Genomic DNA, 24,700 nt, shown 5'->3' on the forward strand with positions numbered 1-24,700 from the left:
TTATAAAACAACCACAAAGGTAAGGCTATTATTGAAATAATAAAAGGTCAGGCCGATTTTGACTGAAGAACTTTCACTCGTTTCTGAATACTTTTCCAAATACCCAAATAGAAATCCGGCTCAAATAATCTGGCATCTTTTCTGGCTTGCTTCAAAAAGAACAAACCAAAAGGAATAAGACACAAATTGGAAAACCAAGTTCCAAAAAGAGGGTCAACCAATCCTTCTTTGGCCCATTTTTCTCCGGAAATAGTCAGCATATAAAAAATGATAAAGAAGATAATCGAAATCAATACAGGCATCCCTAATCCACCTTTTTTGATAATAGCGCCTAATGGAGCTCCGATCAAGAACATCGCAAAACAAGCAAAAGCTTGAGTGTATTTTTGATACCAGGCAATCTGATATCTTCTAAATTCTCTTTCATCCGTGTCTATTTGAGACTTTTTGATATCATAGGAATTTTTCAGATTTCTGGCATTATTTGAAGCCATCGTCATAGCATTCGTAATCAATCCTTTGTCATAGACAGCGGAATCAATTCTGGCTTTCTCCTCCTCTGTTAATGGCTCGGTCCGGATGTATTTTGTTGAAGTGACTTTCTTAATTGCCACTACTCCTGTTTCTATGTCCTGATCGGAAATGGAATCTATTTCAGCATTGTCATTTCTTCTAATCTCCCTTTTTTTCAGGAACAAGGAATCACTGTTTTGGGATTTGGCAACATTAGTGACGGAGCCCTGAACATTCCTTCCATCATTCACTGAAGGAGGTTTTTGATCTTCTAAAACCTTTGCACGCTGGGTGCTATCCTGTTTCTCCTTGAGCCTTCCTAGGGAATCGGTAATGGCCCGTTCCTTCTCCATTTTGAGCTGTCTCAAGGAATCATCGTAGACTCTTCTCTCTTTGACATGAGGCAATGGCTCCAGTTTTCGATTTCGGGTGTAAAAAGAAAAATTCGCCTCAGTAGCCTGGTAGTTCTGATAGATCTTATCGTTTACCAAGGTATTGATCGAGTCAAGGCCAAGTTTTATACCTTCTATATCTTTTATAGCACGGTTGGTAGACCAAAGATCCTCCGGCGTTCTATCCATCTGAAAGGCATCTAAACTGAAAATGATCTCATTTTCATCAAATTTTGCGCGAGTAAAATTGACTGGTTTTTCGTTTATGCCTCGAGTATTTCTTTCTTCATTATAATTGGTCCCATTGTAAAGGGTCATCCGCATATAATTATCATTGAAAAAAGGCTCCATACGGCCTGAATCAGCTAAAGTAACATCTAGATTCCCTTGAGGACCATTATGGCTATAAATGATGATGTCTTTTAATCGCACATCATCCAGTTTCTTATTGACCTTAATGCTAAATCCCGGAATACCATTGTAAAAAACACCTTCCTTGATATCAAAAGCCGGTGATTTCATACGGATATCGTAAAGCAAGCTGAAAGTTTTCAGATTGACTTTTGGAACAAGGTGATTATTGGAAAGGTAAGCTGCAAAGGATAAAATGACGACAAAGACACCGATTGGTCTCAAGGCTCTCACAAGTGAAATCCCACTGCTCTTAATGGCAGTCAGTTCAAAATGCTCTCCCAAATTACCAAAAGTCATCAAACTGGAAAGCAATACTGCAAGTGGTAAGGCCATAGGAGATATGCTGATCACGAAATACGAAATCAGCTCCATATATATCCAAAAACCCAGGCCTTTACCGAAGATTTCATCAAAATACTTCAGCATGTTGACGGTCAATAGAATAAAATCGACCACCAGAAATGTTAATAAAAATGGGCCTATAAAAGACCCAAGAATAAGCTTATCAAGTTTTTTCATGCGTTAACTTACTTCCAAATGGCTTTACGTCCTTTTAGAAATGAAGTTCAAAAATGGTGATTTGTCTTCACATTACCCACCAATTATCTCTTTAAGACTTCCAATTAATCCTTCCCAAATAGCTGTCAGTTCTTCGTCATCATAGCTATCGGAATAATCAATGACTTTCAAAAACAAAGTCTGAGTCAATTCATTCTCTTCCAATTTGAATTCAATAAAGGAATGATCTGAAGATTCTGGATTTTTTGGATCGTAAAATTCAAATTTTACATGAGAGTTGGTACGGATCGAAGCCAACTTGGCATAGTGGTCTTCGTTGTCGAAATTGAATATATAGTTTTTATCCTCGTTTATTTTTACCTCATCAGCAAACCACTCCTCCAATCCACTCGCGGTACTTAAATATTGGAAAACAATTTTTTTGGAGGCATTGATTTGATAATCAGCAACAAATTTATTTTTGACCATGATATCTACTTTTTCTTTGCGAAAAATTCACTTTTTTAAAGAACTGTAACTTGCATTTCACAGTACAAGACCTCATATTTGCATTCCCATTCGGAAGGGAGGTTTTCGGGTTACATTAATTTAACTGAAAGCCATTGAGATTTTGATCTTCGACGGCGGTTTAATATAGCCATTAATTTCAAAATTCAATACCTGAAAAACGTTTCTGGTATTTAAAAAAACCTAAATAGAATTTTGACCAAATAAAAAATACCTGGCGAGGTAGCTCATCCTCGATAGTTATCGGGAGGTTAGAGTGCAGGATTCATAATTACAAAAGTAAATATGGGTTCAATTCAGCTTCAGGTTAGTAAAATATTAAAATACCTGGCGAGGTAGCTCAGTTGGTTAGAGCGCAGGATTCATAACCCTGAGGTCACGAGTTCAACTCTCGTCCTCGCTACAAAGGCTTTCAGAAATGGAAGCCTTTTTTATTTTTATCTCATGAATGAATTTGTAGTCTATGTTCTTTTTTCAAAATCCTCTGGCAAAACATACACAGGTATGACTTCTGATTTGATTACTAGATTCCATTTTCACAACACTAAATCTACCAAGGGATTTACAACCAGATACAGACCTTGGATGGTTATTCATGTTGAGTTCTTCAAATCCAAAAAAGAGGCAATGCTGAGAGAGAAAGAATTAAAAACAGGAAAAGGGAGAGACTGGATAAAAAAGTTTCTTTTTCCCTTTTACAAATTATGACCGTAGGATTCAAATCCCTGCCTGCCGGCAGGCAGGCGCTGCTCTGGACACGAGTTCAACTCTCTCCCGATTATTATCGGGACTCGCTACAAAGGCTTTCGGAAACGGAAGCCTTTTTTTATTTAGAAAAATTGCAGGATTCAAATCCCTGCCTGCCGGCAGGCAGGCGCTGCTCTGGACACGAGTTCAACTCTCTCCCGATTATTATCGGGACTCGCTATCCCGATAGCAATCGGGACTTTTCAGAAATGGAAGCCTTTTTTATTTTTATCTCATGAATGAATTTGTAGTCTATGTACTTTTTTCAAAATCCTCTTGCAAAACATACACAGGTATGACTTCTGATTTGATTACTAGATTCCATTTTCACAACACTAAATCTACCAAGGGATTTACAACCAGATACAGACCTTGGATAGTAATTCATGTTGAGTTTTTCAAATCCAAAAAAGAGGCAATGCTGAGAGAGAAAGAATTAAAAACAGGAAAAGGGAGAGCCTGGATAAAAAAGTTTCTTTTTCCCTTTTACAAATTATGACCGTAGGATTCATATCCCTGCCTGCCGGCAGGCAGGCGCTGCACCGGACACTAGTACAACTCTCTCCCGATTATTATCGGGACTCGCTATCCCGATAGCAATCAAGACTTTTCGGAAACGGAGCCTTTTTTTTGTTTTAAATCTATATCCTGTTTTCTACTTGTATAACTCCAAAAAGAAACTTAGAATAAGTTAAATTCTAGATTTTAGGCCACTTCGGTCATCTGTCATCGGACTTCCAACTAAAGAACTATAGAAATTAAGAATACTGGCATCTTTTTGAATAATCATATTTTCCTATTTTTAATCAATGACATCGCCCAAAATAAAAAATCCACCTTCCTTATTTTTTGAAAAACTAAAATTCTTAGGCCCTGGGTTTATTCTCTCTGCATCCATTGTTGGTTCGGGTGAATTAATAGCCACCACAGTGCTCGGAGCGGAAGGGGGATTCATTACTTTCTGGGTTATTCTTGTCAGTTGCTTGATCAAAGTAGCCATCCAACTGGAATTCGGGAAAAACACGATTCTCACAGGCAAACCTGTCATGTCTTCTTTTTCTAGTTTGCCCGGCCCTAAAAACTGGGCAGTCTGGAGCACTTTTATCCTAACGGGATTTAAAATTATTCAACTAGGAGGCATGATTGGAGGTGCCGCTATAGCATTAAACCTTTTACTCCCCTCTTTATCTCCCTTTTTACTTGCTTTCTTTTTGGGGATAATTGCCAGCCTTCTGATTTATAAGAATTATTATAAGCTAGTAGAGCGAACTTCCATGTTCATGGTATTTGGCTTCACCCTATTTACACTGGCTTCCTTAATCGCTGTCAATTTTAGCCCTTACAGTTTTGGCCTATCCTCTATTCTAAGCGGATTGACTTTCGAACTCCCACCTCATTTACTGTTTGTAGCCATAGGAGCATTTGGGATCACAGGAGTGGCCAGTGACGAGATCATAGCCTATACCTATTGGTGTCTAGAAAAAGGCTATGCAAAATTCACCGGAGTAAATGATGGCTCTGAGGAATGGAAACAACGAGCAAACGGCTGGATCAAAGTCATGTATTTAGACGCCTTTGTAGCTATGCTTATTTATACTTTGGTAACCTCGGCTTTCTATTTACTTGGAGCAGCTATTCTTTATGGAAATAAGGAGATTCCATCGGGAAATCAATTGATCGAAACCTTGGCAAATATTTACACCCAGACGCTAGGTGAAGGTGCCAGAACCATGTATATCACAGGAGCCTTTTTTGTCTTGTTCTCCAGCGTATTTGCCACTTTGGCCTATTGGACCAGACTGCTACCAGACATTTTTGGGGAATTGGGCTGGATCAACTGGAATGATGTGAGGATCCGGAATAAATGGGTTGCTATTTTGGCTTGGACTCTTCCTGTTTCTTGGGCATTGGCATTTGCATTTTTGAAGCTACCCGCATTTATGGTTTTGTCTGGAGGGGTGGTCGGATCTGTATTATTGCTTCTTGTGGTTTATGCAGGAGTTCAATTCAGATTGAGAAATAAAAAATATAAGCTTGCAGATGGCTTAGCCTATCAAATGCTATTCTGGCTCAGCGTACTTTCAATTGGAATGGTTTCGCTTTATGGTATAATCAAACTCTTTTGAAAAAGCATAAAACAAAAAAAGCCTTCCCGAAGGAAGGCTTTCGCAAAATAAGGTAGTGCGACCTTATTTTACTCTTTCAACTACAGCTTTAAATGCTTCTGGGTGATTCATAGCTAAATCAGCCAAAACCTTACGGTTAAGTTCGATTTCTGCTTTCTTCAATAATCCCATTAATTGAGAATAGGAAATGCCATGTGCTCTTGCACCTGCATTGATACGCTGAATCCACAAAGCTCTGAATTCTCTTTTCTTCGCTTTACGGTCTCTGTAAGCGTACTGAAGACCTTTCTCATACTTGTTTTTTGCTACTGTCCAAACGTTGCTACCTCTTCCGAAATAACCTCTAGTGGCCTTAAGCACTTTTTTCCTTCTTGCTCTTGACGCTACCGCGTTGACTGATCTAGGCATAGTTTTTTGTTTTTTGACGCTTGGTGTTCCATTTTACCGGAATCTTGTCAACCAAAGTGTCTGGTGAATAAATAAACCTTAATTAATTTTGAAACAGGTTGATCAGATTCTCAACATGTCTTTTACTCTACCTTCGTCAGAAGTGTGAACTAGACCAGCTTTGGTCAATTCTCTCTTTCTTTTAGTAGATTTTTTGGTCAGGATGTGGCTTTTGAAAGCGTGTTTCCTTTTGATTTTGCCGGTTCCTGTCAAAGTGAACCGCTTCTTTGCACTTGATTTGGTTTTTACTTTTGGCATTTTGCTGTGTATTTAAGTTGAAATTTATTTTTTTCCTGCTTTCGGCGTAATAAAGATGTTCATACGCTTTCCTTCCATTTTTGGAAGCTGCTCCACAGCACCATATTCTTCTAATGCCTGCGCAAACTTCAATAGCAACATCTCTCCTCTTTCTTTGAAGACAATCGTACGACCAACGAAATGAACGTAAGCCTTTACTTTTGCTCCCTCTTTCAGAAAGTTTTGAGCATGCTTTACTTTGAAGTTAAAGTCATGATCATCGGTATTAGGACCGAATCTAATTTCCTTCAAAACAACCTTCGCAGCGTTAGCTTTGATTTCTTTTTGCTTCTTTTTCTGCTCGTATTTAAACTTTGCGTAATCAAGAATCTTACAAACTGGTGGATCAACATTCGGAGAAATCTCAACAAGATCCAGATCATTTTCCTGGGCTAGCTTAATTGCTTTATCTGTTGGAAGCAATGCATTGCCTCCCTCTACGAATTCTCCCACTACCCGTACTTCACGAGCTCTGATTTTCTGGTTTACTTTATAAGGTTCCTCTTGTCTACCTCTAAATGGTTGTCTGTTGTTGTTTCTCAAGTTTGATTTGATTGTTTTTATGAAATTGCCTGCAAATATCGGAATAAATTCTAATTAAGAAAAGATATGTCAATTATTCGCAGCTGATGACTGATTCAAAGAATCTGAAATAATCCCTTGAAAGTATGCTATAAACTCCTCTGGTGAGTAGTTACCTAGATCTCCCTGACCATGTTTTCTGACTGAAAGTTTACGCTCCTCCTGCTCCTTTTCCCCTACAATAAGCATAAACGGTACTTTTTTCACTTCAGAATCCCTGATCTTTCGACCAATTTTCTCATCCCGATTATCAATAGAACCTGTGATACCGGCATCTTCTAAAATACTTTTAATTTCCTCAGCATAATCTACAAATTTCTCAGAAATAGGCAGAATATTTATTTGCTCCGGAGCCAACCAAAGCGGGAAATTACCGGCACAGTGCTCAATTAAAACGGCAACGAATCGCTCCAAAGAACCAAACGGTGCTCTGTGGATCATCACTGGTCTGTGTTTCTGATTGTCGGATCCAATGTATTCCAACTGGAACCTTTCTGGCAACTGATAATCTACTTGTATAGTTCCCAACTGCCATTTTCTGCCCAAAGCATCTTTGACCATGAAATCAAGTTTTGGACCGTAAAAAGCAGCCTCTCCGAGTTCAGTTACAGTCTCCAATCCTTTTTCAGCAGCAGCCTCTATAATTGCAGATTCAGCTTTATTCCAAGCTTCATCCCCGCCAATGTACTTGGATGGATTTTCAGGATCTCTCAAAGAGATTTGAGCGGTATAATTTTCAAAACCCAAGGCCCTGAATACATACAATACCAAATCAATTACTTTGATAAATTCATCCTTCACCTGATCAGGTCTACAGAAAATATGCGCATCATCCTGAGTAAATCCTCTTACTCGAGTCAAACCATGCAATTCTCCACTTTGCTCATATCTGTAAACAGTTCCGAATTCCGCGTAGCGGATTGGCAACTCCTTATAAGAATGTGGCTTATGCTTATAGATTTCACAGTGATGAGGACAGTTCATCGGCTTCAATAAAAACTCCTCCCCTTCATGCGGAGTCGCAATAGGCTGAAAGGAATCTTTCCCATATTTTTCGTAGTGACCAGAAGTCTCATACAATACTTTATGACCGATATGCGGAGTTGTTACCTGCTGATAACCAGACTTATCCTGCGCCTTTTTCATGAAATTGATCAAGCGCTCTCTCAAAAGGGTACCCTTTGGCAACCAAAGTGGAAGTCCCATTCCCACTTTTTCTGAGAAAGTAAATAGCTCAAGCTCTCTACCGATTTTTCTATGATCTCGCTTTTTAGCTTCTTCTAAAAGAGTCAGATAATCCTGAAGTTCTTTGGCCTTCGGAAAAGTAACACCATAGATACGAGTCAGCATTTTACGCTTCTCATCTCCTCTCCAATAAGCTCCGGCAATATTGGTAAGCTTTACAGCCTTGATAAATCCGGTATTTGGAATATGCGGACCTCTACAAAGGTCTACGAAGTTACCCTGCTGGTAAAAAGTGATCGAACCATCTTCCAATCCTTCCAAAAGATCCAACTTGTACTCATCACCTTTCTCCTGGAAATAAGCTATTGCTTCTTTTTTGGAAATATCTTTTCTGATGTATTCGTTCTTTTCGCGAGCCAATTCCACCATTTTCTTTTCTATGGCTTCCAACTCGGATCCGTCTAGGGTTTTATCCCCAAAATCCACATCATAATAGAATCCGGTTTCGATCGGAGGACCGATGCCGAATTTGATTCCTGGGTGAAGTGCTTCCAAAGCTTCCGCCAATAAGTGAGCGGAGGAATGCCAGAAGGTGTTTTTACCCTCTCCATCATTCCAGGTTAAAAGTTGAACTGAAGCATCTTCTTGGATAGGACGAGTAGCGTCCCAAACCTGTCCATTTACTTTTGCGGCTAGAACGTTTCTCGCTAAACCCTCGCTGATACTGGCAGCAATCTGTAGTCCGGAAGTTCCTTTTTCATACATTCTTTCGGAGCCATCCGGAAGAGTGATCTTGATTTGTTGTGACATGTGTGTTTATTCTCTGCCCATACAAACAGGCATTTGGTTTAAGTTGCAAATATGCAAATAGCACCTGCAACCAAAAAATTTATGGGAAAGGAATCCAAAAAAGAATGCTTATTTCTTGGAAGTATAGACGATCAACACTGGATTTTCGGAATCCTTGGCCTCAAAAGCTGCTTGAGCAAAGTTTTTACCCTTTCCTTTTACATATTCTTCAAAAGCCTCTTGCCCAAGTTCTTCTTTCTTTTTTTGTAAGATTTCAAAAAGATTCTTGCCAGGGATTCTTAGCCCAACTTTATCCATTCCAAAATTGTGGTTAAACCCGAATGGATCATATCCAGCATCTATATCATTCTCAATCGTTCTTCCTAACACACTCGTTTCACCGGTTTTTCTATTGTAAAAAACATTATAACTTTCCTGTTCATACTTAAAACCAGAATGAAAAAGAGAACTGTTAATAAACCAAGCGTGTGGAATAAAATAAAGCTTTGCCTTTTTATTAATAAATTCTAATTCTTCTGGTGGGGATAAGTTTTTTTTATTGCTTTTTAGTTCCGCTACATTTTGCTTGTAAGAACCAAAATCTAAAAACAATTTAGGTTCAAATTGTCCCTCTGACAATTTCAAAATAGTATCATTAAATGGTCTTCCTAAATAGATCTCATCGCTAATTATAAAGTTGTTTCTGCTAGGAAAGCTTCCATAGTATCCATCCAAATCAAAAGGAAAGTATCTCATTGTGTCTTGGAAGGATTTATTGACACTTGTAAGAAAATATTCTTCTGGACCTATAAAGGGTGAATAAAAATAATAGCGAAGGTCTTCCTCAGAATATACCCCCGAACCAATATGCTGTTTAAGTTTTTCTTCTCTTAAAAAATCTCCATTCAAAGAAAACCACATCAATTTCGGAGGAAAAACTCCCATTAATAACAATTCATTATTTACAATTTGAGCATCATCAAATTCGAGGTATTTTTCAGGCCCTTCTCCATATGCTCTGATTTTTGATAGGTAATTGCCCGATTTATCAAAGACCTTGATACAATGGCAGCCAAAAATATCCAAGGTCAGGATTTTATCTTCATGAAAAATAATATTGTGTAATCCACCGCTTAATTGAGCATCCTCCGAATCATCCTTGAGCCAGATATATTCAATTTCAGGCTCAAAAAACTCAGAGAGTTTACCATCTCTTGCTTCGGAGAGATCAATTTTGATGATTTCTAATCCATTATTTACTTCATCCGAACTTACCTTATCATCTGAAGAACAGGAAAAAAAAACGCCTGATAAAAGGAGGAGTAAAAATAAGATAGACTTCTTCATAATAAATTGATTATTTCAATGCTCTCTAAAAAGGTTCTTTTGATTGGGGAGTTAAGCATTTTGTAGAGTAAAAAGTCAATTGGTTAAAAACTCTTTCCAAAACTCAATCCAGCAAACCTTGGCTCAAAATTCCAAGTTTTGTCTTCTCTAATTGGAATATTAATTAATGGAGTATATCCTACTCGGAAAAAAAATCCCCCATTAGGCTTCTGGTATCTATATCCAATTCTAACAGGAAGGATTGCACCAAAAACCACCTTATCTACACTTTCAAATGTTTCCTGATCAAAATATATACTATTGCCCAAGTATGAAGTAACTCCAGCCCCCAATTCCAGATGGTGTTTTGACTTACCATAGAATGCTGTTAGCTCAACGGGTATAGCTGGGAGCCATCTTGTATTAGAAATTGATCCCTGATACCACATGGAAAACCCAGCACTTGCACTTAGCTTTAGCTTCCCTTTTTGATGGAAAACTCTCCCATAAGTAACGGCATATTGTCCGGCATTCCCACCGAGGTCTAGATAGACAATATTTTTGGCAGTAAATATTTCAGCCTTGGATTGAGCCTTACTTTCTATTGAAATAAAGAAAAATAAAGCACCAAAAATGGCTAAAATTGGGTTGAATAAAGATTTTGTATTCTTCATTCAACTAAAATAGTAAAAATTCCTAGAGTATTATCTGTGCGCTTATTTTTACCGCAAATGGCTTTGCTTCAGGACTATCCAGATAAGTCATTCTATGGAAGAAGTCTACTCGGAAAAACTTAAAGATATTCTCTATTCCGTATCCAAGTTCCACATAGGGTTTCTGAGGATCCAACCTACCAAATGTTTCCAAAGGATTTCCCTCAGGATCTACATTGGGAACATTGCTGATGTTTTTATCCTGAACCGAACCAAAAAGCACATTGGCATTGGCCACAGCTCTCCATTTGAGCTTCTTGATAGCTGGGATTTTATTCAAAAGAAAACCCTCGAAGAAATGTCTATACCTCAAGCTCACAAACTGATCTGAAGCAAATTCATTGAAATTCATCGTATTAAATGCCGCAGAGGTATAAAACAGCGTTTCATTCCCCAAGTGGTTCTTTAGAATAGGATACGGAACTTCCCCAAATACTTTACCTGCATCTAACTCATATCTGGAAACTCCCAGCATGCCCATATTCAGGCGCTGATAGAGATAAAAGCTTAATTTATCATAGGTCAAGTCCCCTCCTAGCCATCTCAATCCTCTGGCATAGCCAACTTGCACAATTGGCCATTTAGAAGGACCAAAGGAAACTCTTTCGTTATCATTGATGATGATAATTTCATCCCTTCCATACCGTACTGCAAACCTAGCCTCGGTGGTCTCAAAGCTGGATCTGTAATCTCTTGTATCCTTGTCCAGATAATAAAAGTCAAACAAAGGATCAAACCGAGCCACATTTGCATCTGCACTGAAAAGCAGGCCTTTAAAAAGTTCTCTCTGGAAATTCAATCGATGATTGGTGGTGATATAAGGTCTTCGCAAAGTCCCAAACCTACTTGCAGCCAGGAAAATACTATTACCTTCTAAACTAGCGATCTCCAAACCCACCTGATCAATCTCTTTTTGAGATGTCAAGCTCATCGTAGTCCAGTGGGTTCTGTCCAAAATCCTTGTTATCGAACCTGTGTATTTAAAGCGTTCGTCTTTAAAACCATAAGCCAAATAGCCCTGTAAGAGCCATTTTTTGCTGAAATCTGCATTGGTTCGGAATCCCATCCCCAATCGAATCCCTTCTACATTGTTGTAATTAAAGAATCCAGGCCAAGGCCCCACATCGATTTTGCCATGTTTTAAATAGCCTGTGGCAAAGAACTTTAAGCCTTCGGAATAAAATCTAACAATAGGAATTTTCTTCAGAGTATCCACCATCTGCAATACTGCGAGATCTTCGGCACTCAGTGGGTCCTGTCTGTTTTGCCTCCAGAACTCATCTGAGGCCTGATCAAAGTCTGGCCGCAACTCCACTGCCTGATTGAAGAATGAAGTGGGTTCTGGTTCACCTATTTTCACACTGTCTGAGGAGGTATAAAACTTGGCCAAAAGTCCAGCTGTTTTTGGAGTTACCTGACCTATCTTAATTAAAATCCTGCTTTTAGAGGGAATCAAAGGCCCTGCAGTAGTGGGAACCAGTTCCTGCTGGATTTTGATTCGCTCCACAAAATTAAGGTTGGTCTCTTTCGGAATGGTCAAATCCACCTGCTTCAGCGCATAGGTTTCTTTATTGATCCAAATGGTCCCGGAAAATGCCAAATCCTGCTCTCTTCTTGGATAAACCTGAAGTTTGTAGCAGGAATCCTGTCCCACCAAAACCGAATCGAGTAAATCGTAATCATAAAAAGCTTTCCATCCATCTGCTATTGGAGAAACAAAATCCTTTTCGAGGATATTCAGCCAGTTTTTATAAAAGTTGTACTCCTGAAAAACAGATCCAGTAATCTGGGAAGTAGTGGATCCATCAGTAATTCCCACTCCGGTTACTTTCGATTTTTCGACTATTTCTTTTCGAAGCTCAGGATTGTTTCGGTAGTAAAATTTAGAAAGGGTTTCGGAAAAGAAAACAGGTAAAATCTTCTCGCCCTCGTCATTGGTCAACTGCTTGATACTATCCAAAACTGAGGTAACTTTCTGTACAGACTTTCGCTGAGAAAACTCCTCAGAGACATGATCAATGTCTACTTCAATCTTTGTATAGTTCTTTGTTTCATAAGCATTTAAGCTCCTCTTGTCAAAGTCCTTTTTCTTTGCTACCGCCTGTCGGATTATTTCAAATGCAGGGTTTTCTCCGGATTCAAAAACAAAAGCCTCCAGCTCAAAATCTGATGGTCTTAATTGAAAATTCAGGACTTGTTCTGGCTTGTTTTCCAGCGCTTTTTCCTGAGTCAAATACCCAATATAACTGACTACAATACTATCTGGAAGTGAGTTGGAACTCAAGGAATAATTTCCTTCAAAATCTGTGTTCATTCCAATGGTAGTACCCTTCAAAAGTACAGAAGCAAATGGAATTGGATCTCCAGTCTCAGCATCTGTTATTTTGCCTTTCACGACAAATTGAGCAGAAGCCTCAGACCAGAATAGGAAGGTAAAAATCAATAATAATGCTCTATACATGCTTTGGTGGTTCCCGCAATAAAATCTGATGCAAGATAAATTCAATGATTGAGGTATTTATTTATAATTCGTTAAAAATTCCCTCCTACAAGCAAATTGATCTGGAGGGAAGTTCATGAAATTGAAATTTGCTCCTGTATATTTGAAGCTCAAACAGGATTAGTATGATATACGACATTGTCATCGTTGGAGGAGGAATTGTTGGGTTGGCAACCGGCTTAAAAATTCAAAAAGCAAATCCAGCCTTGAAAATTGCCATTTTGGAGAAGGAAAATCAGCTGGCTAAACATCAAACTGGTAATAACAGCGGAGTAATCCACTCAGGATTGTATTACAAGCCAGGGTCTTTGAAAGCTACCAATTGCATCAATGGATATCATGAATTGGTTCGATTTTGCGAGGAAGAAAAAATTCCATTTGAAATCACTGGAAAGGTTGTTGTCGCAACCCGCCAAGAGCAAATTCCTCTATTAAATACACTTTTAGAAAGAGGCCTGCAAAATGGTCTTACCGGCACTCGTTCCATTACATTGGAGGAGCTTAAAGAATACGAACCGCATTGTGCAGGAGTAGCTGCGATTCACGTGCCCCAAACTGGAATCGTGGATTATTACAATGTTGCCATCGCGTATGGAAGAAAGATTGTACAGCAAGGCGGAGAGATATTTTTAAATCATAAAGTATTAAATATCAATCATAAAGAAGGTATCAATTACATTGAAACTTCAAAAAAGGAATTCCAATCTAAATTGATCATCAATTGTGCCGGTCTCTATTCTGATAAAGTTGCTCAGATGAATGAAGAGGAAGCGATTGATGTCAAAATCATTCCTTTTAGAGGTGAATATTACAAGTTGAAAGCTGAAAAGGAATACCTGGTGAAGAATCTGATTTACCCGGTTCCGGATCCCAACTTTCCATTTTTAGGTGTGCATTTTACCCGTATGAAAAAAGGAGGCGTGGAAGCAGGCCCAAATGCTGTTTTGGCTTTCAAAAGAGAGGGATATAAGAAATCGCAGATTAATCTGGGCGAACTGGCTGAAAGTCTTGCTTGGCCAGGTTTTCAGAAAGTCGCTGCCAAATATTGGAAAACAGGGTTTGGAGAGGTTTATCGATCCTTTTCAAAGTCTGCCTTTACCAAAGCATTGCAGGAATTGATCCCAGAAATTCAGGAATCTGACTTGGTAGATGGAGGAGCGGGCGTACGTGCACAGGCCTGCGATAGAACTGGCGGTCTTTTGGATGATTTTGCCATCCGAGAATCACAATACGCCATTAATGTGCTAAATGCTCCTTCCCCGGCAGCTACAAGCTCTCTGGCTATCGGCGGAACAGTCGCAGCTATGGCACTGAAGAGGTTTTAAGGCTTTCTAAAGCATTTTTCTCCCGCAAAATCGCCAAGGCGCAAACAAAGATGTAGTAACCGAATTTTCTGGAAAAAAGCTACTCTTTCCATTAGCCTATGTTTGCTTTTCGGATAGAAATAATAAAACCTTCGAGAATATAAAAACCTCAAAGCTTATCTAAAATTGCGTCTTTGCGGGATACTTCTAAATCTAAACTTGAGTATTCACAGTATCAGGGAAGTAGCGGTTGGCCAACTTCACCATTTCATCTCCTTTGACCAGATCATGGATGCTGATTTCTGAGGTATGGGTATGCCCAGTAGCGCCTAAAAGTTCCTGAACAGCATGAACAGTGTTTTTATGAAAATTATAAACCCGCTCCGCTTTATCGGTTACTACCAATCCCTTCATCAGGCTTTTTTTCTGGGTTGCCACTCCTGTTGGGCATTCATTGGTATTGCATCTCAATGCCTGAATACAACCCAAACTAAACATAAATCCTCTGGCAGAATTGCAAAGATCCGCTCCCAAAGCTATATTCTTGATGATAGAGAATGCCGACAATGCTTTTCCTGAGGCTATGATTCGAATTTTCTCTCTGAGATGATATTTTTCCAATGTACCATTGACAAAAATCAGGGCTGGTTCAAGTGGTAAGCCCACACTATCCGAAAATTCCAATGGTGCCGCTCCGGTTCCTCCCTCTGCCCCATCCACTGTAATGAAGTCTGGCCAGGTATGCTGAGCAACCATTTCCTTGCAGAGATTGACAAATTCCTCCGTTCTTCCCACGCAAAGCTTAAATCCAATTGGCTTTCCTCCAGATAATTCACGGAGTTGGGCAATAAACTGAACCAATCCCTTAGCATCATTAAAGGCAGTATGAGCCGGTGGAGACAAAATAGTTGTTCCCGGTTCCACTCCCCTGATTTCAGCAATCTCATGGGTATTTTTTACTCCAGGCAAAACCCCACCATGCCCGGGCTTGGCTCCTTGTGAAAGTTTGATTTCTATTAATTTTACCTGCGGCCAATTCGCTTTTTCCTTAAATTTCTCAGGATCAAAATTTCCATCCTTATCCCTGCAACCGAAATAGCCTGTACCAATCTGCCAAACTAAATCTCCTCCTCCATCTCTATGATGATGACTGATTCCTCCTTCTCCTGTATTATGATAAAAGCCTCCTTTTTTGGCTCCTTTGTTTAAAGCTAATACGGCATTGGCACTTAAGGAACCAAAGCTCATTGCCGAAATATTAAAAATGGAGGCAGAATAAGGTTGCTTGCAAAATTCGTTTCCAATCGTAACTCTTGGCTCTTCTTTGAGGGGCTTCACCGCATAAATTGAATGCCTCAAAGCCATGTATTCCTCTCCTCCCAAATCTCTTTGGGTACCGAAAGGATGGGTATCATTTACGTTTTTGGCTCTTCTGTAGGCTAGAGAGCGGATATTCCTACTAAATGGTCTTCCATCTGTATTGCTCTCTATAAAATATTGCTGAATTTCTGGAGATATGGCTTCAAACATGTATCTGAAATGCCCCACAATCGGAAAATTCTTAAGAATCGCATGTTTGGACTGGATTACATCATAAAGGCCAATCAGGAAAAGAACCAGCAATATTCCCAAAAAGATATATCCAAAACCAAAGAAATAAATTGTAAATGCAGTGATTCCAATTAGTACAAGGGCGCTGGTAAAAAAGATTGTTCTCATAAAAAAACCTGTATTATTTAATGTAAAACTAACAATTCAGCGCTTAGTTTTAGTCTATTAGAAATTCCAGAAGCCTGTTTTCTGCCCAGGTAAACTCCTGCCCTTTCTGTGTAAAGCCCGTATGTCCACCTCTTTTGGGCATTTCCAAGAAGAGATTTTCCTTCGTTTTAGCCAAATTAATTGGATAGCATTCTGGACCTAACAAGGGATCGTTTAGGGCGTTGATGATCAAGGTCGGAACAGCTATAGCATGCATCCAATTATCAGGACTCACCGATTGATAGAAATCCGCTGCATCCCTAAATCCATGCAATCTAGCAGTGAAATGGGTATCGAAGCTATCGAAGTCACTAACCTCTTCCAGTAACTTTAGATCGATCAACTCGGGAAACTGACTGGCTTTGGCAGCAATTTTCTTCTTGAGTTTGCTCAGGAATTTCTTTTTGTAGAATACGTTGGACTTGATTTTCAAAGTTGCTGCACTGGATGGCAAATTGCAAGGAGTGGAATAAACCCCCGCTTTCTTGATTTCTTTTGGCAACTCCTCTCCTTTTTCTCCCAAGTACTTCAAAGTTTGAGCTCCTCCCATACTGATACCGGAGAGATAAATTTCTTCGTATTGGTAGTTTTCCAGGACATATTGGATGGTGGTATCGAGATCATAACTCGCACCATGATGATACAAAACAGGAAGTTCGTTGAGTTCTCCGCCACAGGTTCTGTTATTCCAGACCAAAACATCGATTTGATGCTGATTGAATAGCTTCACCAAACCTTTTGCATAATGCCGATGGGAATCTCCTTCAAGTCCATGGGAAATAAGCAGTAATTTTTTGCTCTGCACCTCCGACCAATCCAAATTTAAAAAGTCTCCATCCGGAGTGGGTATTTTTTCCCTTCTGTAGGATACACCTTCTACTTTCCTGTACAGACTTGGAATGATGGTTTCTAAATGTCCATTGAAAAGATAAGCTGGAGGGCCTGGATAAGAAGAAGGGATAATTGGCATGGAATAATAAAGGAATTCCTTTACAAGAAGTTCATTTTTAGGTAACCTCTTTTGAAAATCGAGAGACTACATTTGTCTCATTCTTCATAGGGTAATATAATATAAAAAGCGGAGCGGCGGGTGTTGCTCCTTTTTTGTTATAGCAGGCTTTTGACATCTGCAATAGCTGCAGTCAGCATCTGGTTAAAAACCACTAAATGCTCGGAAAACTCCTTGGTGAATCCATCGGATTCCAGGATTTCCTTTCCTTTTTGCATTTCCACAATCAGGTTTTCAAACTCAAACATTGCCAAGGTAGGCTTCACCTTATGTCTGATTTGCTGGATTTTAACGATGTCCTGCTGTTCTACACCTTCTGAATAAACTTCTTTCAGTTCAATCAGACCTTGGTAAATTGCATTGGTAAGCTCTAGTTTGAACTCTTCATCACCTTCAGCAATTTCTAGAATCTTTTGATTAAGCTCAGGGTAAAGTCGAATCATATTGAATTATTTACTGATGAAATTCCGGCTAGATATCCTGTGGACCAAGCAGCTTGAAAATTGAATCCTCCAGTGATACCATCTAGGTTTAATACTTCCCCGGCAAAGTAAAGATTTGGGTGATAGATACTTTCCATTGTTTCCGGATTAACTTCTTTGAGAGAAATTCCTCCAGCAGTTACAAACTCTTCTTTAAAGGTGGTTTTACCTTTGACGGTCAAAATATAGCAAAAAAGATTTTGTACCATCTTATTAAACTGCTTTTTAGACAAAGTATTAAATATTTGGGTGGAATCTATCTCTGATTTTTCGCAAAAATGCTCCCAAAGTCTACTTGGAATGTCAAAAAGCGGATAATTCACCACCTTTCTATGCGGGTGACTTTTGGCATAAGTTTGCAAATGCTCCAAGTATTTTGGCTCATTAAAGTCTGAATTCCAATTGATTATTGCTCTGGCCTCATAGGCATGTTCATGCATCCATTCAGCTCCAAAAGCCGATAATTTTAAAACCGCAGGTCCTGATATTCCCCAATGCGTAATCAACAAAGAACCTTGATAATTAAGCTTTGTACCTTCTATTTTAACATGGGCATCAGGCACAGCCAAGCCCATCAACTTTCTTATTGGTTCCTGAGGTGTATTAAAGGTAAACAAGGATGGAATAGGTTGGTCGATTTGATGCTTAAGTTGAGACAAGAAAGCATAGCCATCCAATTTGGGATGACCTCCTCCTGCAACTATGACCTTATCTACGATAAATTCTCCCTTCTCGGATTTCAACACAAAAGCATTTTCTTTAGGCTGAATGCTTTTTATTCCAGTGGAGGTAAGAACCTTTATTCCCAATTTCCGGGCTTCAATTTGCAAGGCATCAATGATGCTCTGTGAATCATCAGAAACAGGAAAAACTCTTCCATCTGATTCGATCTTTAAAGGAACTGACCGGGATTCAAACCACTGCATGGTATCCTCGCTTTTAAAATGCCGGAAAACCCGCTTAAGAAATTTTTCTCCTCTAGGATAATTCTTGACCAATTTGGAAATCTCCAAAGGTTGATGGGTAACATTGCATCTTCCTCCACCGGATACTTTTACTTTGGAAAGCAGCTTGGGTGATTTTTCGAAAATAGTGACTGAATGAGCCTTAGAACTGGCATGAATGGCAGCAAAATAGCCCGCAGCCCCTCCTCCTATTACTGCAATTTCCAAACTCTTATTCAATTAATTATCAATACTTTATACTTACCTTCTTTTACCAGAAAATGAACCTAGAATTCCCCTGGCTAACTCGCGGAAAAGAGTTCTACCCAATTGGCGAACCATGGTGTTCTTGCTCAGTTCTTCTATGAGTGATTCTTCTTCTTTTACCCTTCCTCTAGGTTTTGGAATAGAAGGTCTTGGTAGCTCAGCCTTTTCTTGGGCTTTTTCCACTTCGTCCATCTTTTGCTCCAGCATCTCAAAAGCACTTTCCCTATCCAGCTCCTGATTGTATTTGAATACCAAATCAGAATTACCGACCAGACTATCTATCTCTGAATCTGTAAGAATATTCATTCTACTGATAGGAGCTCGGACTAAAGTATGTGCCAAAGGTGTTGGAATCCCTTTTTCATTCAAAGCAGTAATCAAAGCCTCTCCAATCCCCATTTTAGTGAGGACTTCAGAGGTATCATAAAAAGGTGAATCAGGATAGTTTTCGGCAGTTTTTTGAATCGCTTTTCTATCTTTTGCGGTAAAGGCCCTTAATGCATGCTGAACCTTCAAACCCAGTTGCCCCAAGATACTCTCTGGAACATCAGTAGGCGTCTGGGTACAGAAATAGACTCCTACACCTTTTGAACGGATCAATTTGACAATGGCTTCAATCTTTTCCAGCAGATCCTTGGATGCCGTGGAAAACACCAAATGGGCTTCGTCTATAAACAAGCAGAGTTTTGGCTGATCTGCATCTCCCTGCTCTGGAAAGGTCTCATAGATCTCAGACAAGAGGCTGAGCATAAAGGTTGAGAATAGCTTTGGAGTAGATTGAATATCAGTCAAACGAATCACTGAGATCACACCTTTCCCATCTTTTTGTCTGACGAAATCGGCAACTTCAAATGATTTCTCTCCAAAAAAGCGTTCGGCCCCCTGTTGCTCCAACTCAATGATTTTACGCATAATGGTATTCACAGAAGCAGAGGAAACCTGGCCAAACTCCTTGGTGATGATCTCTTTGCCTTCATTGGAGATGAATTGAAGCACTCTTTTGAGGTCTTTCAAATCCAAAAGTGGTAAATGTTGTGTATCGCAATATCTAAATACCAAAGCAATGACTCCTTGCTGGGTATCATTCAAATCCAGAATCTGTGAAATAAGAACAGGACCAAATTCAGAAACCGTAGCTTTCAGCTTCACTCCCTTTTCCTTGGAAATAGACATCAATTCCACGGGTAACCCCATTGGATTGTACTCCACTCCTATGACATCAGATCGCTTTTGGATGAAATCATTCAGTTCACCTGGCTTGGCCAATCCGGAAAGATCTCCCTTTAAGTCCATCAACACAGAAGGAATGCCTTTGAGTGAAAGTTGCTCGGCAATTACCTGTAAAGTCTTTGTTTTCCCAGTTCCTGTAGCCCCGGCAATCAAACCATGGCGGTTTAAGGTTTTTAAAGGGACCTTGATCTGTGCATTTTCTACGGGTATGCCATCTAATACACCAGTACCCAAAACGATAAAATCCCGCTTATAAACTTGACCTTCAGCCAAGTGGTTTTTAAATAATTCTGTATTACTCATCGCAAAAAAGATTTGAATTCTAAACTACAAAAAAAACCTTGATGCCATCGGCAAAAAGGTTTTTCATGAAAAAAGGTATTTACAAAAATTCTTAATGAGTCACTACCGGATCCAAAGTCTTGGCATGCTCAATGTATTTTTCTACCTGAGAAAGTGCAGGAACTGCTCTGGTCAATCCTTTTTCTTCCTGAGTTTTCACCAATGCAGCGTGAAGATTTGCGGCATTTCTGGTTCTCAATTCTTTAACTGTATCTACGCCAGCTGCTTTTAATAATTCTGCAAATTGACTTCCTACTCCGTCAATTCTGAAAAGATCGGCCATATTCACCCAATCCAAAATTTTACCTTCAGCAATGCCTGAGGCATCAGCAATTGCTTTTCTGCCAGACTTAGAGGCACCTTTTTCTAATAATCCTTCCACTGAAGTTACGCCCGCTGCACCTAATTTTTCTTTCATTACCGGACCGATACTTTCAATCATTGTGATTGGTTTTGCCATAATTATTCGGATTTAAATTGTTATAGTGATTAAAATAAACTTAAAGAATGACTTTTGAAATCAGTTAGATGCCATGAAGCATTCGAAATCCTAAAATAAAGACAATTTTTATCTTCCAAAATCCATTTTCAATAATTCTTGAAAATTCTACGCTTTATAAAGTTTAACTTTTACTTCAGGAAACATCTAACTTTATTGCGTCAATAAATGATTTGAATACCCGTGAAATCTAAAATAACCTCTCTCTTTCCCTTCCTCATTACGCTGTTTTTACTCGCAGGTAGCTTTAATTCCTTCGGGCAAATCGGCCCCAACCTTGGACAGACCGATAGCTGGATGAAAAGTGCAGTAGCAGCCATGGAGCGAAATGATTACCAAGCAGCCAATGGGATTTTCAGAAATCTGATTGATTCTGGACTTCCCCTGCCTGAGGAAATGCCTTATTATTTTGCAGAAACGCTTTTTCAATTAGGTCAATACGATAACTCAGCCAACTTCCTCAATAAATACCTAGAGCTATCCGGGTTTACAGGAGACCATTACAAAGGTGCTCAGGAACTCCAGAAAAAGCTGGAAGGACCGCTTCATGACATACAATCCTGCCAGCTTTGTGATAGAAAGGGCTATAGATATAAAGTATGCTTCACCTGTGATGGCAACAAGCAGATCGAGCAGGAATGCAGCTATTGTAAAGCCAAAGGAGTGGTAGGATGCAGCAGATGTGGTGGCACAGGTATGATCACCAAAAAGAACATTTTCAATATTGTGGAATACTTCGAATGCGAGCGATGTAGCGGTAAAGGAAGATTGACCTGTCCTGTTTGCAATGCCTCATTAAAAGAAGTAAGTGCCTGCAGAACCTGTGGCGGTTCAGGAAGATTGGCTTCTGAAGTTCTTTGTGATCACAAAGCAGAAGAAGAACATACACATTAAAAAATCGAGATATCAAGACATAAAAAAACCGGCCAATTCATTTAGCCGGTTTTCTTTTTTATATCATTTACAATATTTCTCCAAGGCTTCGCTGGCACCTGGATATTCCAGACCATTTGCCAATTGGAAATCCTCACAGGAACTTCCAATATTTCCTAGGGCTACTTTCAACAAGCCTCTGTTATAATAAGCCTGTCCAAATTCCTTATCCCTTTTGATCGCATTAGCATAAGAAGTCAAAGCTTCCTCTGATTTACCCATTTGATGCAAGGCTCTTGCCTTGATAAAGGAAGCCATTGCTGGCGCGCCTGGGATCTCTTCTGCCCTGCTGGCATAAAGCAATGCATTGGTATAGTTCTTTTCCTTATGGTGCAAATTTGCAAGGCTCAACAAGACTTGAAAATTATTGGGATCTAATTCCAAAGCTTTCTCGAAGTCATTTTTCGCATTTTCAAACTCCCCCTGCTCTTCATAGGCTCTTCCTCTATTGTAGAGCATACGCACATCATTGGGGTTGAATTTTAAGGTTTCAGAATATTCCGAAACTGCTTTGGCATATTCGCCTGCGCTGAAATACTTATCACCTGGATTTTGCTCCGGTTTCGAACAAGCCCAGATCATTCCTGATAGGGCTATCAGAAGCAAGGCTTGGTTTAACTTTTTCATTTTAGTTGGTTTAGACTGCTACACTATTATCTCTTAGCGCATCATTTAACGATGTTTTAAGATCAGTAGACGCTTTTCTCTTACCAATAATTAATGCACATGGTACATGGAAAGTTCCCGCTGCAAATTCCTTTGGAAGGGATCCTGGGATCACCACAGATCTTTCCGGAACAATTCCTTTGTATTCCACAGGCTCAGAACCTGTTACATCAATGATTTTTGAACTTGCTGTCAAGGTAACTCCCGCACCAATTACTGCTTCTTTACAGATCCTGACACCTTCTACGATAATCGCTCTCGAACCAATGAAAGCACCATCTTCGATGATTACAGGAGCTGCTTGAACTGGCTCCAACACGCCTCCGATACCTACTCCACCACTTAAATGAACATTTTTGCCGATTTGCGCACAAGAACCGACTGTAGCCCAGGTATCAACCATCGTGCCACCGTCCACATAAGCGCCGATATTAACATAACTTGGCATCATCACCACTCCACTCGCCAAAAAAGCACCATATCTTGCCACAGCATGGGGAACTACACGGACTCCCTGCTTTGCATAATTGGTTTTAAGGGCCATCTTATCATGAAACTCAAAAGGTCCCACTTCTATAGTCTGCATCTTCTGAATCGGGAAATAAAGGATAACTGCCTTCTTCACCCAATCATTTACCTGCCAGTTACCATCAGCTAAAGGCTCAGCAACTCGAGTATGACCTGAATCCAAATCGTCAATGACTGCTTTTATAGCTAACTGTGTTTCTTTCTCCTTTAATAATTCTCGGTTTTCCCAAGCTTTTTCGATGATGGTTTTCAGTTCCATTATTTTAATTAGTTTCGTTTATGGGTCAAAGTCCAACTGCTAAAATCCCCGTTTTAATCGCCTCGAGCCTAAAACCGCTCCGAGATACCAGAGCCTGGGAGAAGCTTGGACTTTCACTGCGTGAAACAAATAAATACGCCCTAAACATCATAGGATTTTCAAGTAAATTCATCCAAAAAAATCAAAGTACAGAAGATGTACGCTGGTTTTCCTCGCTTCGAAATACCCAATCCACCTGGCAAAGATTCTTTTCCCAGTTTCGTTTCATGCGGGCAATTTGGATCAGTAAACCAAAAATCCTGATCTGCTGTACCTATGAATACCTTCCTATAGCCAGTATTTTCAAACCTATTTTTGGCTATAAATTGATCTATGATGTACAGGAAAACTATATCAAAAACCTGGATCTAAATCCCAATTTGACTAGCTCAAAAAAGAAGAGAGCCAAGGAATTTATCCAGCTATGTGAGGGAATAAAGGGAATCGATTTTTACTTTTTGGCAGAAAAATGTTACCAAAAAGAGATGCCTGAAAAGCAACCTTTCCTACTCTTGGAAAACAAAAGTGCTCTGGAAATCCTACCAAAATCTGTATTGAATTATCAGGGAAAATCAGGATTTCGCTTTTTGATTTCTGGCACCTTAAGTCCAGCATTTGGAACCTTGGAAGGCATACAATTCTTTTTGGAAATCCTAAAGTTTTTCCCTGAGTCAAGCCTCAAAATTATCGGCCATACACCTCTCAAAAAGTACCGGGAAGCCATCCAAAATCTGATCAAAAACAAGCCTCAGATTTCAATAAATGTTTCCGAAAACCCAATCGCTCAAGCTCTGATTTTGGAGGAATTTAAGCGGGCGGATTTCTGTCTTTTAACCTATCAAAATCATGAGGCAATCAAGGATAAAATGCCCACAAAACTCTTCGATGCTATGGCTCTGGGAGTACCGGTTTTGATCAGTAAAAATCCCCTTTGGGAGGAATTCTTAGCAAGCTACCGAGGAGGAATTTCACTCGACTTCCAAAAGCCTGATGAGGCAGCAGAGGAATTCCAATCAGCGATCCAAGCTCCATTTTTTACCAGTCTGCCAGGAGCAGAAGTTCTATGGGATTCCCAAAAATCCGAACTCCTTTCCTTCCTTTCTCAGCTGGATTAAGTATTCACAGCCTTGTGGATATCCACAATAGTTATCCACCCACCTCCTCTTTTTTACACCCAAATACCTGAAACGGAAACTCCTTTTCAAAGACCCATTTTTTCGTTCTTTGAAATTTATCAGTCAAGAATCAGTCTATAAAATACTGTATTTCAATAATATAGGATTTTTATTTTTACAGTCTAAATATATTTTTAGCCTATCCTAAAATCGAAATAACATTAAAATTTAGCTTATCCACAGTCGATTTAGTCTCTATCAATATTTT

24 protein-coding genes and 1 tRNA gene are annotated in these 24,700 nt (G+C 39.4%); 8 read left to right on the forward strand and 17 right to left on the reverse strand.

Annotated elements, in window-relative coordinates:
• Positions 1 to 47: 47 nt before the first annotated feature.
• Both J0A69_RS15300 and J0A69_RS15305 read right to left on the reverse strand, forming a co-directional pair.
• Positions 48 to 1,838 (reverse strand): LptF/LptG family permease, encoded by a 1,791-nt coding sequence (locus J0A69_RS15300; protein WP_206587474.1) that lies wholly within the window; start codon positions 1,836 to 1,838, stop codon positions 48 to 50.
• A 72-nt stretch (positions 1,839 to 1,910) separates the two neighbouring features.
• On the reverse strand, positions 1,911 to 2,306 hold the full coding sequence (locus J0A69_RS15305; RefSeq protein WP_206587475.1) for an START-like domain-containing protein: 396 nt from the start codon (positions 2,304 to 2,306) through the stop codon (positions 1,911 to 1,913).
• Positions 2,307 to 2,674: 368 nt separating this feature from the next.
• On the opposite strand from J0A69_RS15305, the gene J0A69_RS15310 reads away from it, so the two are divergent.
• The 5 genes from J0A69_RS15310 (at position 2,675) to J0A69_RS15330 (ending at position 5,218) form a co-directional block, all read left to right on the forward strand.
• Positions 2,675 to 2,748: transfer RNA gene (locus tag J0A69_RS15310), tRNA-Met, on the forward strand.
• Between the two features lie 41 nt (positions 2,749 to 2,789).
• A complete protein-coding gene (locus J0A69_RS15315) occupies positions 2,790 to 3,053 on the forward strand; it encodes a GIY-YIG nuclease family protein (protein WP_206587476.1) in 264 nt (87 codons plus the stop codon).
• Positions 3,050 to 3,331: a hypothetical protein gene (locus J0A69_RS15320; RefSeq protein ID WP_206587477.1), complete on the forward strand. Its 282-nt coding sequence runs from the start codon at positions 3,050 to 3,052 to the stop codon at positions 3,329 to 3,331. The genes J0A69_RS15315 and J0A69_RS15320 overlap by 4 nt, the downstream gene beginning before the upstream one ends.
• Complete coding sequence (locus J0A69_RS15325; protein WP_206587478.1) at positions 3,328 to 3,591, forward strand: GIY-YIG nuclease family protein; 264 nt, start codon at positions 3,328 to 3,330, stop codon at positions 3,589 to 3,591. Before J0A69_RS15320 ends, J0A69_RS15325 begins: the two co-directional genes overlap by 4 nt.
• A 310-nt stretch (positions 3,592 to 3,901) precedes the next feature.
• Positions 3,902 to 5,218: an Nramp family divalent metal transporter gene (locus J0A69_RS15330; protein WP_206587479.1), complete on the forward strand. Its 1,317-nt coding sequence runs from the start codon at positions 3,902 to 3,904 to the stop codon at positions 5,216 to 5,218.
• Between the two features lie 63 nt (positions 5,219 to 5,281).
• Here the strand turns inward: J0A69_RS15330 and rplT are convergent, their stop codons facing one another.
• The 7 genes from rplT to J0A69_RS15365 all read right to left on the reverse strand — a co-directional run bounded on the left by rplT (position 5,282) and on the right by J0A69_RS15365 (position 13,018).
• Positions 5,282 to 5,626, reverse strand: coding sequence for a 50S ribosomal protein L20 (gene rplT, locus J0A69_RS15335; RefSeq protein WP_206587480.1), 345 nt, complete (start codon positions 5,624 to 5,626; stop codon positions 5,282 to 5,284).
• Positions 5,627 to 5,728: 102 nt separating this feature from the next.
• A complete protein-coding gene (gene rpmI, locus J0A69_RS15340; protein ID WP_206587481.1) occupies positions 5,729 to 5,923 on the reverse strand; it encodes a 50S ribosomal protein L35 in 195 nt (64 codons plus the stop codon).
• 24 nt (positions 5,924 to 5,947) lie between these two features.
• On the reverse strand, positions 5,948 to 6,505 hold the full coding sequence (gene infC, locus J0A69_RS15345; RefSeq protein WP_206587482.1) for a translation initiation factor IF-3: 558 nt from the start codon (positions 6,503 to 6,505) through the stop codon (positions 5,948 to 5,950).
• Positions 6,506 to 6,574: 69 nt separating this feature from the next.
• Complete coding sequence (gene thrS, locus J0A69_RS15350) at positions 6,575 to 8,539, reverse strand: threonine--tRNA ligase (RefSeq protein ID WP_206587483.1); 1,965 nt, start codon at positions 8,537 to 8,539, stop codon at positions 6,575 to 6,577.
• A 108-nt stretch (positions 8,540 to 8,647) separates the two neighbouring features.
• On the reverse strand, positions 8,648 to 9,865 hold the full coding sequence (locus J0A69_RS15355; RefSeq protein WP_206587484.1) for a 6-bladed beta-propeller: 1,218 nt from the start codon (positions 9,863 to 9,865) through the stop codon (positions 8,648 to 8,650).
• 83 nt (positions 9,866 to 9,948) lie between these two features.
• Entirely contained in the window at positions 9,949 to 10,518 is a 570-nt protein-coding gene (locus J0A69_RS15360; RefSeq protein ID WP_206587485.1) for a hypothetical protein, read from the reverse strand.
• A gap of 22 nt (positions 10,519 to 10,540) precedes the next feature.
• Positions 10,541 to 13,018: a DUF5686 and carboxypeptidase-like regulatory domain-containing protein gene (locus J0A69_RS15365; protein WP_206587486.1), complete on the reverse strand. Its 2,478-nt coding sequence runs from the start codon at positions 13,016 to 13,018 to the stop codon at positions 10,541 to 10,543.
• 164 nt (positions 13,019 to 13,182) lie between these two features.
• Here J0A69_RS15365 and lhgO point away from each other — a divergent pair, with 164 nt between their 5' ends.
• Entirely contained in the window at positions 13,183 to 14,382 is a 1,200-nt protein-coding gene (gene lhgO, locus J0A69_RS15370; RefSeq protein WP_206587487.1) for an L-2-hydroxyglutarate oxidase, read from the forward strand.
• Between the two features lie 192 nt (positions 14,383 to 14,574).
• Here the strand turns inward: lhgO and J0A69_RS15375 are convergent, their stop codons facing one another.
• From J0A69_RS15375 to J0A69_RS15400, 6 genes are all read right to left on the reverse strand, one after another.
• Complete coding sequence (locus J0A69_RS15375) at positions 14,575 to 16,080, reverse strand: FMN-binding glutamate synthase family protein (RefSeq protein ID WP_206587488.1); 1,506 nt, start codon at positions 16,078 to 16,080, stop codon at positions 14,575 to 14,577.
• A 49-nt stretch (positions 16,081 to 16,129) separates the two neighbouring features.
• Entirely contained in the window at positions 16,130 to 17,089 is a 960-nt protein-coding gene (locus J0A69_RS15380; RefSeq protein WP_206587489.1) for a YheT family hydrolase, read from the reverse strand.
• 137 nt (positions 17,090 to 17,226) lie between these two features.
• Positions 17,227 to 17,571, reverse strand: coding sequence for a hypothetical protein (locus J0A69_RS15385; protein ID WP_206587490.1), 345 nt, complete (start codon positions 17,569 to 17,571; stop codon positions 17,227 to 17,229).
• Positions 17,568 to 18,794: a BaiN/RdsA family NAD(P)/FAD-dependent oxidoreductase gene (locus J0A69_RS15390; RefSeq protein ID WP_236032900.1), complete on the reverse strand. Its 1,227-nt coding sequence runs from the start codon at positions 18,792 to 18,794 to the stop codon at positions 17,568 to 17,570. The genes J0A69_RS15385 and J0A69_RS15390 overlap by 4 nt, the downstream gene beginning before the upstream one ends.
• 21 nt (positions 18,795 to 18,815) lie before the next feature.
• Positions 18,816 to 20,354 (reverse strand): helicase HerA-like domain-containing protein, encoded by a 1,539-nt coding sequence (locus J0A69_RS15395; RefSeq protein ID WP_206587491.1) that lies wholly within the window; start codon positions 20,352 to 20,354, stop codon positions 18,816 to 18,818.
• Between the two features lie 91 nt (positions 20,355 to 20,445).
• The gene (locus J0A69_RS15400) at positions 20,446 to 20,853 is read right to left on the reverse strand and encodes a DUF4332 domain-containing protein (RefSeq protein ID WP_206587492.1); all 408 of its coding nucleotides are present in this window, start codon (positions 20,851 to 20,853) and stop codon (positions 20,446 to 20,448) included.
• A 222-nt stretch (positions 20,854 to 21,075) separates the two neighbouring features.
• Between J0A69_RS15400 and J0A69_RS15405 the strand changes: the two genes are divergently transcribed.
• The gene (locus J0A69_RS15405; RefSeq protein WP_317194873.1) at positions 21,076 to 21,786 is read left to right on the forward strand and encodes an outer membrane protein assembly factor BamD; all 711 of its coding nucleotides are present in this window, start codon (positions 21,076 to 21,078) and stop codon (positions 21,784 to 21,786) included.
• Positions 21,787 to 21,849: 63 nt separating this feature from the next.
• On the opposite strand, the gene J0A69_RS15410 is transcribed toward J0A69_RS15405, so the two are convergent.
• Both J0A69_RS15410 and J0A69_RS15415 read right to left on the reverse strand, forming a co-directional pair.
• Positions 21,850 to 22,452: a tetratricopeptide repeat protein gene (locus J0A69_RS15410; RefSeq protein WP_206587493.1), complete on the reverse strand. Its 603-nt coding sequence runs from the start codon at positions 22,450 to 22,452 to the stop codon at positions 21,850 to 21,852.
• 10 nt (positions 22,453 to 22,462) lie between these two features.
• A complete protein-coding gene (locus J0A69_RS15415) occupies positions 22,463 to 23,278 on the reverse strand; it encodes a 2,3,4,5-tetrahydropyridine-2,6-dicarboxylate N-succinyltransferase (RefSeq protein WP_206587494.1) in 816 nt (271 codons plus the stop codon).
• Between the two features lie 20 nt (positions 23,279 to 23,298).
• Here J0A69_RS15415 and J0A69_RS15420 point away from each other — a divergent pair, with 20 nt between their 5' ends.
• On the forward strand, positions 23,299 to 24,432 hold the full coding sequence (locus J0A69_RS15420; protein WP_206587495.1) for a glycosyltransferase family protein: 1,134 nt from the start codon (positions 23,299 to 23,301) through the stop codon (positions 24,430 to 24,432).
• Positions 24,433 to 24,700 lie beyond the last annotated feature (268 nt).

This window comes from Algoriphagus pacificus (assembly GCF_017254845.1).
GTDB classification, from domain to species: domain Bacteria; phylum Bacteroidota; class Bacteroidia; order Cytophagales; family Cyclobacteriaceae; genus Algoriphagus; species Algoriphagus pacificus.